This window comes from Dyadobacter luticola (assembly GCF_005860805.1).
Lineage (GTDB): Bacteria > Bacteroidota > Bacteroidia > Cytophagales > Spirosomataceae > Dyadobacter > Dyadobacter luticola.
Genome location: NZ_VCEJ01000002.1, coordinates 2,192,397 through 2,209,736, shown reverse-complemented (window position 1 = coordinate 2,209,736; position 17,340 = coordinate 2,192,397). Strand labels below are relative to the sequence as shown.

Below are 17,340 nucleotides of genomic sequence, written 5' to 3'. Positions count from 1 at the left end.
ATCCAAAAACTTTCCCCCAAAAAATTTAGGGTAACCCGGCTTCGCGTTGTCAATACTGTACATATGGCGACGAGGCGGGGTTGAAGGCCTGCAATCTGCGTTTCTGAGGAGCTGTATGTATTTAATTAATTCTCTCAAATACATCATCATGAGAAATCAACCATTTTCGAGACTTCGCACCAGCATTGTTTCTGCTATATTTTCAATTCTTTCACTGGTTGCTTTTGCGCAGGAAAACAGCGCTCCCCGCATCCATATCGGACTTTTTTACCCGATCAGTTCCAATGGTACCCATGCTGCCGACTATACCAACTGGTTTTCGTTGCACGCCATCGCCGGGTTGTCGAAAGCGGAGACTGGCTTCACATTATCCGGCGCCGCCAGCATCATCAAGGAAAATGCGAGCGGGGCGCAAATTACTGGTGTCGCCAATGTGATCGGGCAGTCGGCGAGTGGGGCGCAGATAGCGGGGGCGGTGAATTTGATTGGAGGAAATTCTTCCGGCGCGCAGATCGCGGGTTTGTCAAACATTACCAAAAATGATGCGAAAGGTGCGCAACTGGCTGGTTTCATGAATTATGCAGGCAAGGCAGATGCTGCCCAAATTGCAGGATTTGCGAACATTTCCGCCAGAGATAGTCGCGGTTTTCAACTCGCCGGGTTTCTGAATAAATCTAAAAATGTGCACTCCCAGATTTCCGGTTTTGCCAACATTGCCAAAAAAGTAACAGGTGTCCAGCTCGCCGGTTTTATCAACATTGCCGATAGCAGCGACTATCCGATTGCGCTTTTTAATTTTATCAAAAACGGAGAAAAATCGATCAGCTTGTCGATCGACGAAACATTGACCAGCATGGCCACTTTCCGGTCCGGCGGGCGCGTTTTGTACGGAATTACGGGTGTGGGATACAATTTGAAAGACAATGATAAGACGCTCTACGGCCTGGAAGCCGGACTTGGCGCGCATGTTCCGGTGGCGGATCCGTTCAGGATCAACCTCGAAGCCGTGAGCCAGACATTGACGGATTTCAAAGACGGGGGCTATTTCAAAAACTCGCTGCGCATTTTACCAGCCTATAAAATTGGTCAGCGTTTCGAAGTTTTCGCGGGACCGACCGTTAACTATGTGAGCTACGAGCGGGAGGATAATTACAATTTCATCAAGAAATTTATCTGGAAAAATGATGGTACCAAGGATTTTCAGGGTGTTTATATCGGCTTCAATGCAGGTATCCAGCTCATTCTCTGATGCGTACGATCCGATTCAGGCTGGCCCTTTTTGGCTGGCGGTCAGTGGCTGATCTCATCTACCTGATCTTCCGAAACCTGTGGCCATACCGGCAGCAGCTGATCCTCAAAAACCTGGCAGATTGTTTTCCGGTATTTTCAGAAGGTGAAATTAAAGCACTGTCTACGAGATACTTCCGGCATTTGGCCGATCTGATTGTCGAGCCGTTTTTGGTCCATCAACTGCCCACTTCAAGTCTCGGCAAACTTACAACTTACGATAACCTGCCGCTGCTGCGTCAGCTGATCGCCGAAAAGAAGGACATTGTGCTCATGGCGTCGCATTATGGCAACTGGGAATATTTGCTTTCGCTGCCCCTGATGGCCGATTGCAATGTGCTGGCGGCATATTCGCCTCTGTCAAATCGTTTTCTCGATCGGGTGCTCCGCAAATTTCGCGGGAGATATGGGGTGCAATTAGTCCCAAAATCCGAGTGGTACCGGACGGTTTTGAAATGGCAGTCTGACAAACCGTCGATCTTCATCACCATCGCCGATCAGCGTCCCGGGAGCATCGCCAAAAATCATGTGGAATTTATGAATTTGAAAACTTTCGTACAGCCCGGCGCGGCCCGCATTGCGGCCAACCGAAACTGTGCAGTGATATATCTGGATGTCCAGAAAAAGGCAAGAAATAGTTATCATTTCAGCTTCGAGCCGCTGGTTTCCGAATCCCTGAATTTGAACGAAAAACATTTAATGAAGACCTACTTCAATGCGCTGGAAATGACGATCAGGCGTCAACCGGAGCTTTGGTTATGGTCGCACAACCGCTGGAAGTATTGCAAGGCGCAGAAATGATAGGATTTAGGTGAGAAATTGACCCATAGTTCAACAAAGGGTTACATAAGTCCCCAATCCCACTTTTGTTGGCAAAAATATCAATTTTCTCATAGCCAGTGCTTTGACGGTTTTTGGCCTGTGCGGAACCGTTCTTTACCTGAAAGTGGTCAAACCAATTATTTACTAAAACAAAGCACTATGAGAAAATTAGCATTTGTGGGTGTGTTTGTGATCGCCGCGATGGTTGCAGGATGTAGTGATGACGACGAAACGACGGACCCGACACCGGTACTGCCCGAGCTGAAAGTGAGCACGACGCTCTCCGGCGCAAATCAGGTACCGGCTAATTCATCAAAAGTTACTGGTTCGGTAGATGGTACGCTGAACCAGGAAAGCAGGGTTCTGAGTATCAATATTATGTATAGCGACTCTGCATCAACAGATTCCGCTGCTACCGATTCGGCATTTGTGCCGACGGCGTGGCACATTCACAAAGCCCCAGTCGATTCTTCCGGCGCGGTCGTGATCGATTTCGGCAAAACTTTTACCTCACCCTTTGCATTCAAAGACACTTTGACCGAAGCCCAGGTAGCCGACCTGAAAGCTGGTTTGTACTACGTGAACATCCATTCGAAAAAGTATCCGGATGGAGAAATCAGAGGTCAGCTTAAAGCAGAAGAATAGTAGTACAGCGCATTCGAAAGCGCTGATAATGAGAGAGAGAGCGACGTTTTTTAGCGTCGCTCTTTTTTGTTTTAATCGGTTAATTGTGCGATTCGTTCTTTACAAATTCTTTGAGTCAATTCTTTTAATAATTGTACGCGCTCAATAAGGTATTCTAATTCTTCTTTTTCGATTTTATAATTGATATTATATCTCGAATCTATATATGCTTTTTGAAGGAGTTCAAATAGCCGTTTTTCTTCTTCTGTTTGTTTTGGAAAAGCGGTTGCAAAATCAGGATGCAGTTTTTCAACCTGTCTTCCTAATTCCTCGATATCATGGATTTTTGGTTTGTATTCAGTAAAAACAAGCAGATTTGTTACGTAGTATCTCTCTGTTGTCTGATGGAGTAAAAAAGCAGAGTCTTTGAACCAGCCTTTTTCAAATTGGAAAAAGAAACTTTCGAAAAAATGATTTGAAGATTCAAACCACGCGTCAAAAGAATTTTGGGCTTTCTTCTGTCGTTCTTCCGGCCTCATGTTTCTTGGTTTGGATAATTTATATTTTCCAGAATCAAAAAGCATAATGCCTTCTTTTAAAATATCTACAAAGAAGTATTGATTGTTTTCAATTTTATCATTTACAAAACCAATGCTGTGTTGAATGATCGTGACTCTTGTATTCTCCTCACTAAAATTTACAAATTTGTTTAAGTCCCACCACTTTTTCCCGTCCTTCGCGGATTTTCGATCCCGAGTAACTACAAGAATATCGTAATCGCTTACATATTCAGTCTTTTCCTGGTAATCCTCCACCCAATCACCACGCGCATGACTTCCGAAAAGGATAACCATTTCGGCAGGTACTTTTTCGACAATAATTTCAGTGAGTTCTTTTAATTCTTCTTGCTTATGATCTGGGAGGTGGGAGAGGGAGGTTTTCATGTGTGTGGGATAAGGTTGTCTTTATTGATCGGCAAACAGGTTCGTTTCTTTGTCATCAAAATATAATATAAAAAATAGGTGATCATTTATATTAATACCGGCCTCTTCTTTGCCTGCTATAAAACTAAAACTTGTTATGGCTTCCTTTTGTATGTTAATAGTAGAAATCAATCTATTAAATCTATCAGTACATTCTTTCGCCGTTCTATTGCAGTATTCTATCCATCCTTCATTTGTTTGTCTTCCTTCCGAATCATAATTTAGCCAATATAATTCACATGTGCCGTCTGGAAATAAGTATTGGACTTGGCCGCCAATGGTAGCTATTTTTAGTTTTCTCGCAGTTTCAACAACCTGTAAGAAATCAATTTGTTTCCAGCCAAATTCATTATTTGATCTAATCGCTTTTTCAAGGATTACCTTCGGAAGTCTTGTTTCTGCTTGAATTTCCTTGTCATCCATTGGCTGTATCTGGTCCTTCCGATCCGTTCAGATTCTCCATTAACGGAAGAAGCTATAAAATTCAAACCGATCTACCTTTTCTGGGAGTCCTGCAACTTGCCCATCCCCCAGTTCTATAATGATCCACTCACCGTTTTTTGTCCTTGCAACATCCATCGAGAAGAAGTTACTTTCAATAATTTTTGCGATGTTCTTAAAAAAGTCGAGCGGTGGGATCGCCTTTTTTGAATATTCACCTTCCTCCCAGTAATCATAAAAACCTAGCAGTTTTCCGTATAAAAAGAACAAGCGATATTCTTGTTTTAAAGGCATCCCACTTTTAGAATGAATCGTCAAGTCATTGAGTTCAACAAATTCCCGAAAAACTAGCCCTTCATTTAAATCTGTATTTTGTAACTCTAAAAATCTTTCAGTTACCAATTTTACCTTATCCTTATCCGATGCCGATGGTATGAAGCAGGCTGTATCCCAATAGTGCTTTTGAGATTTTACGAAATCTTTTACAATTAAAGGTGAATCACCAAATACTTGAATTTTACCAAACAATTGGCTGTAATCTACTTTTTGATTCTCAACTGTAACCCAAATTGTTTTGGGGGTATAGTCGCTTATGAATTTGTAACTGTCGGGAAAATAATGGCAAACCTTATACTCAATCGGTGAATTTATGAGCTTATAATTCTTGGCTAAAAGAGCATTATATAGTAAAGAATAAGCGCTGGGTTTAAGCATCCACCCTCTATAAATCATTAATCGTTGTGTATCACTGCTTTTTATTCTTCTGGTTGCGAAATCAGCATCATTATCTCTGACTAAGCTCTCAAAGCTAAAAAGTTCGGTGCCAAATCCATTTTGCCTGGCTGCTGTAAACTCATCTTCATAGTCCTGGTCGATCGACAGCTTATTTTCAAATGGATTGTCGCAAAAAAGTATGTGCATAATAATTTGAGATTTATGGAACAGCCCCGTCACCTTCTCCAAATTCTCGCATCGAATCTGCTCCCTCAGACCGACGACTGTCGGGAAAACTGGCTACCCGCCGCCCTTGGTTTCTTTTAATTCTCTTGCTTATGGTCGGGGAGGTGGGAGAGAGAGATTTTCAATTTGTAGACTGGCTAGTGTGACGATAAATTAAAGCTGGATAACTTTAATTGCCAAACTATTCCCCAATACTAATATTTAAATTGGGGAGTTCAACCTGCAATTTTACTTTGGCTTTTAGAGCAGTGAAAACCCTCAATAAAGTATCCATTGTTGCATTACTTGCATTGCTTTCGAGTCTTGAAATTTGTGCTTTTTGAACGCCAATTAATTTCCCCAATTCTTCTTGCGTCAAATTTCTCTCTTTTCTTGTCTCTTTAATTGCCTTTCCAATCAAATCCATTTGAAGTTCATATTCAAAAATATCCCGCTCCGGCGTTCCAATTTTCCCAATAAGCTTATCCTGAACTTCATCCAAAGTGTATGTTTTCATTTTTCCTTATTCTTTAATTGTTTCTCTGAAAAATATTTGGATCGAATATCTATTGCTTTTTGAATCTCGTTGTCCGGCACTTTACTTCTTTTCTTTACAAACCCATGCGTAGAAATTACTAATGTTTTGGCTGGTAAATTTTTATCCCAAAATGCCAGAAGTCTATACTGAAATCCTTGATAAAGCGTCCTGAATTCCCAGATGTCATCAGTCAATTTCTTGAAAAGTTCCGGATCAGTTTTTATTTGAGATTTACGAATGTTATAAAGGATCTTCTCGTAATGCTTTCTTTCAAGCCCACTCAAAAAATCAAGTGCTTCTTCCAGGAATTCGATTTCAAATAGCTTTTTCATAGTGTGTGATATTGATAAAAATAGGCAAAAGTTTCGTTAAGATGAAACTTTTGCCCAAAATTCAATTCTAAAACAACCCTTTTACTTTTTCCAGCGCAGTCTCTAACCCGCTCGCATCCGAACCACCCGCAGTCGCAAAAAACGGCTGACCACCGCCACCGCCGCGGATTTCCTTCGCAAGGTCTTTCACAATCTTACCAGCATTCAACCCGGTTTCCTGCACAATGTTTTCAGCGATGAAAACGGAAAGTTGTGGCTTGCCAGCTATATCAGTTCCAAAAACTGCAATCAAATTTTCAACCTGGTCGCGCAGCTCGTAGGAAAGTTGTTTCAAGGATTCCGCCGAAGGCACAGATACTTTTGCTACGATCAGATTAAATGTTGAATGCGTCTCCATGCTTTCAATCAGGCCGCTTTTTAATGCCTGGATCTTCTCATTTTCAAGTGCAGCAATTTTCTTTTGCAGGCTGTTTTTCTCGTCGATCAGGCTTTCAACTGCTTTCACAAGATCAGTTGGATTTTTTAGCAGATCCTTGATCTTGTCCAACCTTTCTTCCTGCTGGCGCATGATTTCCAATGCTTTTTCACCCGTCACAGCTTCAACCCTGCGGACACCTGCGGATACCGAACCTTCGGAAATGAATTTGAAAATGCCGATTTTACCGGTTGATGGCACGTGGGTGCCGCCGCACAATTCAAATGAGAATGTTGGATCGAAAATAATCAGGCGAACGAAATCACCGTATTTTTCACCAAATGTAGCCGTCGCGCCGGCATCCAATGCTTGCTGGATCGGGACATTCCTTCTTTCATCCAATGCAATGTCTTCCCGGATTTTCTGGTTGACGCGGTCTTCGATTTGCTGCAACTCTTCGTGCGAAACTTTCGAAAAATGCGAAAAGTCAAAACGCAGCACTTCATCATTTAGGTAAGAACCTTTCTGGCCAATGTGCGTACCCAGGATTTCCCGCATCGATGATAACATTAAGTGCGTCGCCGTGTGGTTAGCTTTGATCCTATCCCTTCTTGCAATGTCAATTTGGGCAGTGACCAAACCGGCATTTTGCAGCGCCTCGTCCAGATTTTTATCCCGTGAAATATGTACAAAAAGGTCGTTCTCTTTCTTGGTATCTATAATCGAAACGGTTTTCCCTTCATTCAAAATCAATATTCCGGTATCACCAACCTGACCACCCATTTCAGCATAAAAGGGCGTGCGATCAAGGACGATATGATATTCCTCGCCGGTTTTGGTTTTCACCTTCCGGTATTTGACAATGTGGCTGTGGGTTTCTTCAAAATCGTAACCCAGAAATTCCACGCCATCGGCCTCGCGCAACTCGATCCAGTCAGTGGCTTCCTTGGCAGCATCCTGGCGGGAGCGCTTTTTCTGCTCCGCTAATGCATCCTGAAAACCAATTTCATCAATTTGAAAACCTTTTTCTCTGGCAATCAGCGCGGTAAGGTCGACCGGGAAACCGAAAGTATCGCTGAGTTCGAAAACTTCGTCACCGGGAATTGTATTGAGGGCTTTTTCTTTCAGACTAACCACAACATTATCAAGTCGCTTCAAGCCAGATTCCAAAGTGCGCAGGAAGCTTTTTTCTTCTTCCAAAATCACCCGTGTAACAAACTCTTCCTGGGCTTTCAATTCGGTAAAAACATCTTTAAACTGCTCGGCCAAAACCGGTACCAGCTTATAGAAAAACGGTTCCTGGAATCCCAGATTGGAATATCCGTACCGAACTGCGCGGCGCAAAATCCGGCGGATTACATAACCAGCTTTGTTATTCGAAGGCAACTGTCCGTCCGTAATCGCAAAAGCTACCGCGCGAATGTGGTCGGAAATGACGCGCATCGCGATGTCCGCGAAAGGCTCGTCGGGGTTACCGTATTTTTTGCCCGACATGGTTTCCAAAACCTGAATAGTATTCTGGAAAACATCGGTATCATAATTAGAGGTCTTGCCTTGAACTGCCATACAAAGCCGCTCGAAGCCCATCCCGGTATCCACATGCGTAGCAGGAAGCGGTATCAGCGACCCATCCGCCTTGCGCTCGAACTGCATAAATACCAGGTTCCAAATCTCCACAACCTGCGGATGGTCATTGTTAACCAGCGACTTACCTGGAATTTCAGCGACGTCAGCAGCCGGACGCAAATCAATGTGGATCTCAGAACAAGGGCCGCATGGGCCGGTGTCGCCCATTTCCCAGAAATTATCCTTTTTATTGCCAAGAATAATCCGGTCTTCGCCCACAATCGGCTTCCATAAATCCCACGCTTCCTGATCGAAAGGCACACCGTCGCCGGAATTTCCTTCAAATACAGACACATACAGCCTGTCTTTTGGTAACTGATACACCTCCGTCAAAAGCTCCCATGCCCATTCGATTGCCTCTTTTTTGAAATAATCGCCGAAAGACCAGTTTCCCAGCATCTCGAACATGGTATGGTGGTATGTATCAAAGCCAACATCCTCTAAATCATTATGTTTTCCTGAAACACGCAAACATTTCTGTGTATCCGCAATCCGGCGCGACGGCGGTGTCCCATTTCCGAGGAAGAAATCCTTAAACTGGGCCATACCTGAGTTATTGAACATCAGGGTAGGGTCGTTCTTGGCAACCAGCGGCGCCGACGGTACGATTAAATGCTGTTTACTGCGAAAAAAATCAAGAAAAGCCTGACGTATTTGATGCGAGGTCATTGTATATCCTTTGAACTGAGTCTTTGTAAAATGAGCCGCAAAGGTAAAGAAAATCAATAGAGTTCCACGCGACGGCCGACGTTGTAAGCGCCAAAACAACCCAGTCCGCCGACAATGTTGGAATGTATCATCGACGGTTCTGCGAAGGGATTGTCGGCATTGCCCCGCAAATCCATGTCGCGGTGATATTTATAATAATTGATGTCTGTATTGAAAACCTCCATCGTCAGCGATTTGATTTTCGGATTGTTGAGGGAAAATTTATCTACGCCCATAACCGTGACCAGATTGACTTTTCCCAAAGGTGAAGAAAACATCAATCCGTCCAATGCATTGTCAGTTTGCAACTCCCCTCTGCCCGAACTTTCATCCCACTGAAAATTAAAACCGCTCGTAACCATCGTTTCCTTTCCCTCGTTGCTGCCATCTTTTACCGGCACGCCGTATTCCAGCATCATGGATGCGTGCACGCGATAGAAATTAGCCTCGCCCGCGATGTCCTGCCAGTTCATTTTCAATGTTGCAAATTTTGTCTGGTCGGATGCCGGGTCTTTTAAATCAATGGTATCCAATGTGAAGGATTTTATCGTCACTGATTTCTCAGGCACGGCACATTCAGCGGTCACTTTCTTGTTCCCTCGGGAAACCGTCAGATAGTAAGTTTTGGAGGGTATAATCGGGAAGTGCGCGGCCTCAATGCTGTAAATGTTCCCGGACTTATCGTAAGGAATGACAACTTCCTTCAAGCCGTTAGAGATTTTCACCAAAGCATCGGGCAATATACCATTGGGCCCGGGTGAAGTGCCAAATAATGGCTCCGACTCCGACACGGTAACATTAATGTTTTCCGCCTGGGGCGATATAAAAGCGTGAACAACCAGTTTCGATTCAGCTTTCGGAAGCTTCGATGGCGGAATATCATTGATCAAAGATTCGCAGGAGAATAGACCAATTGCAATAATTATGGAAATGATGAAATGCAGTTTCATAATCAGTGTGTTAGAATTTGAAATTGTAGCTAAAAGAAGGAAGCACCGGAAAAAGTGATATTTTTTTCAGCGAAGTCTTGGTGCCGTTTCCGTATTCCTTTTGGGCAATGTCATAGAAAAACGGGTTATGCCGGTTGTAAGCATTATATACCCCAAACTCCCAGGTGCGCTCGTGGCGTTTCTTTTTCTTTCGAAACTGGACGGCAAGATCGAGCCGGTGAAAAGCCTGGGCTCGGAAATTCCCCCGGTCGCCATATTCGGTCACCTGCATGCCGCTCATGTTAGAACCTTTCGGGTCTTGCACGCCAAAGAAATACTCTTTCACGCCGGTGAAGCGCGAAATCGGCAATGTTAATGCATTGCCAGTGCCATAAATCCAGGTTGCGGAAAGGGTAATGTGGTCATTTGCTTCAAAAATTCCAACGATGGACAGATCATGCCGGCGGTCGTATCGCGGATAAAAGATTTTACCAAAATTCAGATCCGGAAACTGCCATTTCGTCCAGGATAAAGTGTAGCCAACCCAGCCAGACAGTCTGCCAATCTTCCTTTGAATCAGAAATTCCGACCCATAAGCCCAGCCGCGACCGGTCGCTACATTGTCCTCCAAATTCTGCTCGGTAGCATTCGTCCCGTCCAGCGCCATGAACGATGAGCCTTCTTTTTAGCTGATAATGTGGTTCATTTTCTTGTAAAACCCTTCCAGCGTCACGGTGACCTCGGGATTTTCTACATCTTTTGCAAAACCAATCGCGGCTTGTTTCGAATGCTGCGGCGCGATGCGGTCGGTTGTCGGCACCCACAAATCTGTCGGCAAACCTATGCCTGTGTTTGAAAGCAAGTGCACATACTGGTTCATTTCTGCGTAAGACGCTTTCATGGAAAGGTCTTTGCCCAGCCGCAATGCAGCGGAAATCCGGGGTTCTGGCCGAACATAAGTTTTTGAACTCGTTTTGAAGGTGCTCAATCTAAAACCCGCATTCATTTTCAACGCGCTCCAAACTTGCCAGGTATCTTCGGCGTAAATCCCTGCTTCTAGTGAATTTTTTGTTTGCGAGATTGGCGCTGCTGCGCTCTCAATGTTGGTCCCTGAGGTCGATAGCGCCGAGGGGGGCGATTTATGCATGGTGGCCTGGATACCAAAACGGATTGCATGTTTGGCGGAAGGGAAAAAGTCAACATCACTTTTTATGCCAATGTCCTGTATTTTGGATTGATACTTTAAAGCAAAATCATTGGTCAGCTTTTCTTTGGTGTATTCCTGAAATCTACTCGCTACTCCAAAATCGAAATTGCTGTAAATCAGAGAAGTATTGACAAACATTCTTTGGTTAAGAACGTGGTTCCACCGCATGGTGGCGGTCGCATTTCCCCAGTCAAGTGCCGCGGAGCTGACATAGTCCCGCAGATTTTCTTTGTAGTAGAATTTATCTCGGCCGAAGTAGCCGCTGAGGTAAAGCTTATCATTCGCGCCAAGGTCGTAGTTCAGCTTGGCATTCAAATCATAAAAGAAATAACCCGGCTTCGTCTGACTTTCACTGTCTTTCTGCGCCATTTTAATCAGCGGCTTGGCGAGCAAATCAATGTAAGTCCTGCGCCCAGAGATCAGAAAAGAAGCTTTTTTGTTCGCAAGCGGACCTTCTAGTGTCAGCCTGGAAGAAATCAATCCGATACCACCCTCACCGTGCAGTTTGTCTTTCGCGCCCTCCTTCATTTGCATATCCAAAACCGCCGAAAGCCTTCCGCCATACCGCGCCGGAAATCCGCCTTTTGTTAACTCGACACTCTTAATTGCGTCACTATTAAATACCGAAAAGAATCCAAAAAGGTGATTCGCATTATAAACCACAGCCTCATCTAAAATGATCAAATTCTGATCCGGTCCGCCGCCACGCACATACAAACCAGTTTGTCCCTCCGTACCCTTTTGCACGCCCGGCATCAGTTGCAAAACTTTCATAATATCCTTCTCGCCGAAAAGCGCGGGGATTTTTTTTAACTGCTGAATCGGAACTTCCAGCTTACTCATCTGCGCGGAGTGACTAACGTGATCGTCCTGTTTGCGGGCGGAGACGACAACTTCTTTTAGTTGATTAGCAGTGGATAAGAAAATATCCAACTTGGTATCTTGTCGTAAACGGATCTGCCGCTCTACCTTTTCATAACCGACATACGAGAAAGTGATTATCACGGAATCAGATGCGGGGATCGTCAATGAATAAAATCCGTAACCGTTTGTTGCCGCTGCAATTGCGGTCCCTGCAATATATACGTTGACGCCCGGCAACTGCTCTTTACTACCCGCCTCCCGTACAAATCCGCTTAGGCTAACTTTTTCCTGCGCATACAGCGGCCAGGATAGCATTGTGAATGCTAAGAAAAATATGAATCTCATGGCTGTTTTTAGTTTGATGAAGTAAATGCATGACATCCAGTTCAGATGGATTAGCTGAGCTGAGTGTCACGCGATGACCACTACCGGACTTAGATCCCTTTCTTTACATGAAAATGTCAAGGCTTGCGAAAGCATAATTCCGACAATAAGATTTCCAGTTTTCATGATTCCAAAATTTAGATGAAGTGAAAAATTTGACTTTTAAACTCAAGACAATCGGGAAGGCATAACCATATGCTCGCGCGGAAATTTTTTGGTGAAATCAGCCATTTTTTAATCTTAACCCGGCGGGTTCGAGGAAATCTCGCAGCTTTGGAGCAAACAATTTCGGAGGAAACGCAGGGCTTTTACGATGTGGTCGTTGACTGTCCCGACTGAAATGCCCATTCTGCATGCTACTTCTTCGTAAGATTTTCCGTCCATCTTGCACAATCTGAAAACGAGTTGCCTTTGCGGCGGAAGTTTCCTGATGGCCACATTCAGGAAATATTCGAAGTCGTCTTTCATGAATTTGTCTTCCACATCTCTGTGAAAATGCTGCATATCATTTGAAATGACCTCCTTAATACTTGTTTCCATCGCAGCGCGGGCGAGGACATTCAGGGTTTTATTTTTGCAGACTGCGAATAAATATGCCTGGATACATTTGACGGAACCGAGTTTTGTCCGGTTTTCCCAGACACTTGTGAACACATCCTGGACAATGTCGTCAGCCAGCTCGGAGGACCTCAGGAATTTCAGCGCGTAAGCATGAACTCTACCGTAATAAGTCGAATAAAGTTGCCTGAAAGCCAGCTTGTTATTGGCGGCAAGTAATGTCAGAAGATCGGCCTCGGGGACCTTTGGATAGTTTCGCAAATTCAATGTGAGTATAGTGTGTAGCGCCAAATATATATGGGTACTGAAAAACGGCGCAAGTTTTTCAATGCTTCAATCGTGAGAAGAAGTTTGGTCGATGACGCTGTTTTCTGCAAGACAATTGAGAAAGCAATGTCATATGCTCGGCAGAAAAAAATATTTTAACAGCTGTTTCCGGTTCACCGGCGGGGTGGTTTCTATGGCAAAAACCGATTCGTCAACAGTGAGTATAATCGGTGATCCGAGTCCTTTTTTACATATGAAAGCCTTAACAAATATTTAACCAGGGACTTACGGATAATCTGGTTGGGTTTGATTATGGAAAACAATTAACGTGCTAAAAATGAAACCGTTTTCAGAGTTATCGGCTGAGGAGTTGGCGATGGAAAACCTCTTCATTAGATGGGTGCGTTTTCCTGACGACCCACCCATTCGCTCTTTTTGGGAGAACTGGATCCTCAAATATCCTTCGCGAAAAGACACCGTCGAAAAGGCCCGCGAGCTCGTGCTGCTGGCATCGGACTGGCGTCCGGATATGCTTAGCAGCCAGGATGTCAATTCGTTATGGGGTAGGATTCGGAATTCGCTGGATATGATGGGCGACCGTGACGCGAAGAAGAAAAATCCCAGCTCCGGGACGGATAATTTCTTTGTCAAAGGGATCATCCTGATCGTCATGTCCCTGACCTTCCTCGTGTTTATGTTCTATTTTATCTTCTCAAGTCTCTGATTTCTTCCGAATTTCTTAAACAATTTTCTGCTGCCTTCGCTGCTGTTACTTGTGCCCTGGTGTCCTGAAAACAAGGTTTCTTGTAAAAGATCATTTTATTTTAATCTTGGTATAGTTCAATAAGTGTCCGATCAACATTTTTGAAATGGATAATATTGATTAAATATTTGTGAATATTTTACAATTATTTATTTGTTCTGGCATATTGTGGCAACGTTCCCGACAACGTTTGCATAAATAAAAAGAGGCAAATCGTTCAAAGTCTCTGAGCAAATACCTATCCTCAACCATCTTTTCAAATTGCACTATATGTACAAATAATATACTTATTGGAATTATTCAATAATGCGTTTTGGAATTCATCTTGTAAAACCTCGTCCCCAGCACCCCAACCCAAGTCATGATGTAACCGGCTAAATACTGTTTGAATATATTTAGAAAGGATATTATTATTTGTAGGGGTATTTAAATCAATGTTCGTCAAGCAATTACTAATCAGGAACTTTTAATGGCAATCTATTTAGGCGTATGAAAAAAAACTTTACAACTGTTGGACATTGCTTATTGCGGTGGACCATGGTCGGTTTAATTGTTACGGGTTATTCTGCACAAACTTTTGCAGGGACCGCGGGTAGTGCAAGTGCGGCGGTGACAATTGACAAAACGATTACCGGAAAAATCACGGCGGCCGAAGACAATCAGTCTATTCCGGGCGTTTCCGTGGTGGTGAAAGGCAGTCGGAGCGGTACCAACACCGACGTGGACGGAACATTTAAAATTGATGTGCCCGACAACAATGCCGTACTCGTATTCTCGGCCGTGGGTTTCGTGACCCAGGAGGTGGCCGTCGGTGCGAAAAGTGTGATTGATATTGTGCTGGTGGGTGATTTGAAAACATTGAGTGAAGTAGTGGTGGTGGGGTACGGTACCCAGAAGAAGAGCCAGCTGACGGGTGCGATTTCTTCTGTTTCTTCCAAAATGATCAGTGAAATGCCGGTTACCAACGTAGGGCAGGCAATGCAAGGTCGTGTGGCGGGGGTGGATGTGGCGCAATCGGGTAGCAAGCCTGGTACTACGCCAAAGATTACCATCCGCGGTCGTCGCTCTTTTAATGCTGGTAATAACCCGCTGTACGTGGTTGACGGTATCCCGCTTTCGGGTGACCGTAATGAACTGGCAGCGACAAGGCCTTTTGACTTCGTATCCGGTGGTTATGAGGATCTTAACCCGAATGATGTGGCGTCCATGGAAATCCTAAAAGACGCAACTTCGACCGCAATTTATGGTGCAAGAGGTGCGAATGGTGTGGTTTTGATCACCACCAAAAGAGGTGCTCCAAAAGGAAAAACAACGGTTACTTATGATACTTATGTGGGTGTAACTGACGCATTGGACAAAGTGAAATTGCTCGATGGCCCAGGTTATGCGGAGTTGAAAAGAGAATCCAGAAGAACGATCGGTACCTATAAAGATGCCAACGGAAATCCTGTGCCGACGGGCGTGATCGATGAATATGCGGATTCGAAACTGTTTGAACCGATTGAGCTGGACGGTATTGCCAAAAACCGCACGACGGATTACCAGAAAATGATGATCCGCCAGGGCTTCCAGCAAAACCACACCGTTGGGGTGCAGGGTGGAAATGAAAAGACGCAATTCTACATTTCAGGTGGGTTTTTCAAAGATAAGGGTGTAATTCCGGGACTTGATTTTACAAGAACTTCGGTGCGCGTGAACATTGATCACAACATTAACAAGGTGATCAAAGTGGGTATTTCTTCTTATACAATGTATAGTCTTCGCAACGGAGCAAACCGGAACCCTTACGGTTATACATTGGGCCAGAACCCGCTAGCAAGGGCTTACGACGACGATGGCAAGCTGATTTTTGCGCAAACCAGCGATGCGCTTTTGACAAACCCGATGGCGGAACTCGTAAAAGGTGCGCAGATCGACGAGACGAAAAAGTATCGTATACTGAACAGCGTTTATGCAGAAGTCAACATTTTGAGCGGCTTGAAATACCGTGTGAACTTCGGTCCCGACTTTTCGCTTTCACGCGCAGGCCGGTTTGTAGGTGCGCAAACCAATGATATCAAAGGGGGTAACCCGACGGCCGCTACCAACAGCCAGTTTGGATTTAACTACACCCTTGAAAACATTCTTACTTACTCCAAGACATTCAATAATGTTCATAACCTGAATGTTACGGCGGTTCAGTCGGTTCAACACGACAATTTTGAATACAATAACGTGTCTGTGCAAGGCGTACCGGTCGAAAACCAGGAGTTTTTGAACGTGGGCAACGCTGCAACTGTGCTGGGTGTAGGTAGTAACCTGATCCAGTGGACATTGAACTCCTACATGCTGCGTTTGAACTACGATTACAATGATAAATACCTGGTGACTGTGACAGCCCGCCGCGATGGTTCCAGCCGTTTCGGGGAGAATACCAAATATGGTACATTCCCAGGGGTAGCAGTTGCCTGGAATTTGAACAATGAAAATTTCCTGAAAAGCGTATCCTGGATCGACCAGTTGAAAATTCGCGCCAGCTATGGAAAGACTGGTAACCAGGGTGTTTCGCCTTACCAGACACAGGCATTGGTAGCCCGTACTTCTTACGCTTTCGGAACTGCCGCAGCATACGGTTATCGCCCGAATACGATCGGTAACCCTGATTTGAAATGGGAATCTTCGGCTTCGAAAAACTTAGGTATTGATTTCAGCTTCTTCTCGGGCCGTGTTTCCGGTTCTCTTGAATTGTACCAAACCAACACTACCGACTTGCTTTTATCTGACCAGCTGCCAACTTCTACCGGTTTTAACGCCGTAACCCGCAACGTGGGTGAAACCAGGAACCGCGGTATCGAGCTTGGTGTATCGACTGTCAACATCAGCTCGAAGGGTGGATTTAAATGGACTACCGATTTTACTTTTTACAAAAACAACGAGGCGATCGTCTCTCTTTATAATGGTAAAGTCGACGATACAGGAAACAAATGGTTTATCGGAAAGCCGCTTAACTCGTTTTTTGACTACAAAAAACTGGGAATCTGGCAAACCAATGAGGCTGACGCTGCGAAGTCTTACGGTTTCAGCGTAGGTCAGGTGAAGTTGCAGGATACGGACGGCGATGGTAAAATCACTGCGAACGACCGCGTGATCCTAGGCTCGGACATTCCAAAATGGCAGGGTGGTATTACCAACCGTTTCAGCTACAAAGGTGTTGACTTGTCGTTTTTCATTTTTGCCCGCGTCGGACAGAAAATTGTCAGCAAGTTCCACCAGAACAGCTTGACCCTGCAAGGCCGCTACAACCAGATCAAAGTGGATTACTGGACGCCAAACAACCCGACCAACGAATTTCCAAGACCTAACTTCAACCAGGAATTTCCGGTTTACAATACCTCGTTTATTTACTTCGACGGTTCGTTTGTCAAAGTACGTAACATCAACTTTGGTTACACTTTCACCCAGAAATTCACGCAGAGACTGGGTATCGAGTCGCTTCGCTTGTTTGCCAGCATTCAGCAGCCGTTTATTTTCTCAAAATATCGTTCGAAATACAACGGTATCGATCCTGAGTCCGCTGATGGAAATGTCAATAATGATGTTACGCCTGCCACAAGAGTTTCGACATTCGGTCTGAACGTGAAGTTTTAAGAGGTCTGTTCCAAAATTTTTAAAAA

The 17,340-nt window shown here is 44.4% G+C and carries 15 protein-coding genes; 5 read left to right on the top strand and 10 right to left on the bottom strand.

Annotated features, from left to right (window positions below; genetic code table 11):
- The first annotated feature begins 148 nt into the window (after positions 1 to 148).
- The 3 genes from FEN17_RS09290 (at position 149) to FEN17_RS09280 (ending at position 2,754) form a co-directional block, all read left to right on the top strand.
- Positions 149 to 1,249: a hypothetical protein gene (locus FEN17_RS09290; RefSeq protein ID WP_229208749.1), complete on the top strand. Its 1,101-nt coding sequence runs from the start codon at positions 149 to 151 to the stop codon at positions 1,247 to 1,249.
- Positions 1,249 to 2,088, top strand: a complete 840-nt coding sequence (locus tag FEN17_RS09285; protein ID WP_138364976.1) for a lysophospholipid acyltransferase family protein — start codon at positions 1,249 to 1,251, stop codon at positions 2,086 to 2,088. The genes FEN17_RS09290 and FEN17_RS09285 overlap by 1 nt, the downstream gene beginning before the upstream one ends.
- Positions 2,089 to 2,268: 180 nt before the next feature.
- Positions 2,269 to 2,754 (top strand): CHRD domain-containing protein, encoded by a 486-nt coding sequence (locus tag FEN17_RS09280; protein WP_138364975.1) that lies wholly within the window; start codon positions 2,269 to 2,271, stop codon positions 2,752 to 2,754.
- A 71-nt stretch (positions 2,755 to 2,825) separates the two neighbouring features.
- On the opposite strand, the gene FEN17_RS09275 is transcribed toward FEN17_RS09280, so the two are convergent.
- From FEN17_RS09275 to FEN17_RS09235, 10 genes are all read right to left on the bottom strand, one after another.
- Positions 2,826 to 3,677, bottom strand: coding sequence for a HEPN domain-containing protein (locus FEN17_RS09275; RefSeq protein WP_138364974.1), 852 nt, complete (start codon positions 3,675 to 3,677; stop codon positions 2,826 to 2,828).
- Between the two features lie 21 nt (positions 3,678 to 3,698).
- Positions 3,699 to 4,139 carry a hypothetical protein gene (locus FEN17_RS09270; protein WP_138364973.1) on the bottom strand — a complete coding sequence of 147 codons (441 nt, stop codon included), beginning with the start codon at positions 4,137 to 4,139 and terminating at the stop codon, positions 3,699 to 3,701.
- Between the two features lie 39 nt (positions 4,140 to 4,178).
- On the bottom strand, positions 4,179 to 5,078 hold the full coding sequence (locus FEN17_RS09265; protein WP_138364972.1) for an ATP-grasp domain-containing protein: 900 nt from the start codon (positions 5,076 to 5,078) through the stop codon (positions 4,179 to 4,181).
- A gap of 220 nt (positions 5,079 to 5,298) precedes the next feature.
- A complete protein-coding gene (locus FEN17_RS09260; RefSeq protein WP_138364971.1) occupies positions 5,299 to 5,613 on the bottom strand; it encodes a helix-turn-helix domain-containing protein in 315 nt (104 codons plus the stop codon).
- The gene (locus FEN17_RS09255; RefSeq protein WP_138364970.1) at positions 5,610 to 5,966 is read right to left on the bottom strand and encodes a type II toxin-antitoxin system RelE/ParE family toxin; all 357 of its coding nucleotides are present in this window, start codon (positions 5,964 to 5,966) and stop codon (positions 5,610 to 5,612) included. The genes FEN17_RS09260 and FEN17_RS09255 overlap by 4 nt, the downstream gene beginning before the upstream one ends.
- 67 nt (positions 5,967 to 6,033) lie before the next feature.
- Positions 6,034 to 8,676: an alanine--tRNA ligase gene (alaS, locus tag FEN17_RS09250; RefSeq protein WP_138364969.1), complete on the bottom strand. Its 2,643-nt coding sequence runs from the start codon at positions 8,674 to 8,676 to the stop codon at positions 6,034 to 6,036.
- Between the two features lie 53 nt (positions 8,677 to 8,729).
- Positions 8,730 to 9,665: a DUF4249 domain-containing protein gene (locus FEN17_RS09245; protein ID WP_138364968.1), complete on the bottom strand. Its 936-nt coding sequence runs from the start codon at positions 9,663 to 9,665 to the stop codon at positions 8,730 to 8,732.
- 10 nt (positions 9,666 to 9,675) lie between these two features.
- Complete coding sequence (locus tag FEN17_RS27640) at positions 9,676 to 10,311, bottom strand: hypothetical protein (RefSeq protein ID WP_229208748.1); 636 nt, start codon at positions 10,309 to 10,311, stop codon at positions 9,676 to 9,678.
- Positions 10,312 to 10,329: 18 nt separating this feature from the next.
- A complete protein-coding gene (locus FEN17_RS09240; protein WP_229208747.1) occupies positions 10,330 to 12,060 on the bottom strand; it encodes a TonB-dependent receptor in 1,731 nt (576 codons plus the stop codon).
- Positions 12,061 to 12,339: 279 nt separating this feature from the next.
- Complete coding sequence (locus FEN17_RS09235) at positions 12,340 to 12,918, bottom strand: RNA polymerase sigma-70 factor (RefSeq protein WP_171037879.1); 579 nt, start codon at positions 12,916 to 12,918, stop codon at positions 12,340 to 12,342.
- A gap of 343 nt (positions 12,919 to 13,261) precedes the next feature.
- On the opposite strand from FEN17_RS09235, the gene FEN17_RS09230 reads away from it, so the two are divergent.
- Together FEN17_RS09230 and FEN17_RS09225 are read left to right on the top strand one after the other, a co-directional pair.
- The gene (locus tag FEN17_RS09230; protein ID WP_138364966.1) at positions 13,262 to 13,648 is read left to right on the top strand and encodes a hypothetical protein; all 387 of its coding nucleotides are present in this window, start codon (positions 13,262 to 13,264) and stop codon (positions 13,646 to 13,648) included.
- A 528-nt stretch (positions 13,649 to 14,176) separates the two neighbouring features.
- Positions 14,177 to 17,314: a SusC/RagA family TonB-linked outer membrane protein gene (locus tag FEN17_RS09225; RefSeq protein ID WP_229208746.1), complete on the top strand. Its 3,138-nt coding sequence runs from the start codon at positions 14,177 to 14,179 to the stop codon at positions 17,312 to 17,314.
- Positions 17,315 to 17,340: the final 26 nt, after the last annotated feature.

What these genes read in the sequence shown, in the direction of transcription:
- FEN17_RS09290 (WP_229208749.1), top strand. Translation starts at nt 149, where the DNA reads ATGAGAAATCAACCATTTTCGAGACTTCGCACCAGCATTGTTTCTGCT.
- FEN17_RS09285 (WP_138364976.1), top strand. Translation starts at nt 1,249, where the DNA reads ATGCGTACGATCCGATTCAGGCTGGCCCTTTTTGGCTGGCGGTCAGTG.
- FEN17_RS09280 (WP_138364975.1), top strand. Translation starts at nt 2,269, where the DNA reads ATGAGAAAATTAGCATTTGTGGGTGTGTTTGTGATCGCCGCGATGGTT.
- FEN17_RS09275 (WP_138364974.1), bottom strand. Translation starts at nt 3,677, where the DNA reads ATGAAAACCTCCCTCTCCCACCTCCCAGATCATAAGCAAGAAGAATTA.
- FEN17_RS09270 (WP_138364973.1), bottom strand. Translation starts at nt 4,139, where the DNA reads ATGGATGACAAGGAAATTCAAGCAGAAACAAGACTTCCGAAGGTAATC.
- FEN17_RS09265 (WP_138364972.1), bottom strand. Translation starts at nt 5,078, where the DNA reads ATGCACATACTTTTTTGCGACAATCCATTTGAAAATAAGCTGTCGATC.
- FEN17_RS09260 (WP_138364971.1), bottom strand. Translation starts at nt 5,613, where the DNA reads ATGAAAACATACACTTTGGATGAAGTTCAGGATAAGCTTATTGGGAAA.
- FEN17_RS09255 (WP_138364970.1), bottom strand. Translation starts at nt 5,966, where the DNA reads ATGAAAAAGCTATTTGAAATCGAATTCCTGGAAGAAGCACTTGATTTT.
- alaS (WP_138364969.1), bottom strand. Translation starts at nt 8,676, where the DNA reads ATGACCTCGCATCAAATACGTCAGGCTTTTCTTGATTTTTTTCGCAGT.
- FEN17_RS09245 (WP_138364968.1), bottom strand. Translation starts at nt 9,665, where the DNA reads ATGAAACTGCATTTCATCATTTCCATAATTATTGCAATTGGTCTATTC.
- FEN17_RS27640 (WP_229208748.1), bottom strand. Translation starts at nt 10,311, where the DNA reads ATGGCGCTGGACGGGACGAATGCTACCGAGCAGAATTTGGAGGACAAT.
- FEN17_RS09240 (WP_229208747.1), bottom strand. Translation starts at nt 12,060, where the DNA reads ATGAGATTCATATTTTTCTTAGCATTCACAATGCTATCCTGGCCGCTG.
- FEN17_RS09230 (WP_138364966.1), top strand. Translation starts at nt 13,262, where the DNA reads ATGAAACCGTTTTCAGAGTTATCGGCTGAGGAGTTGGCGATGGAAAAC.
- FEN17_RS09225 (WP_229208746.1), top strand. Translation starts at nt 14,177, where the DNA reads ATGAAAAAAAACTTTACAACTGTTGGACATTGCTTATTGCGGTGGACC.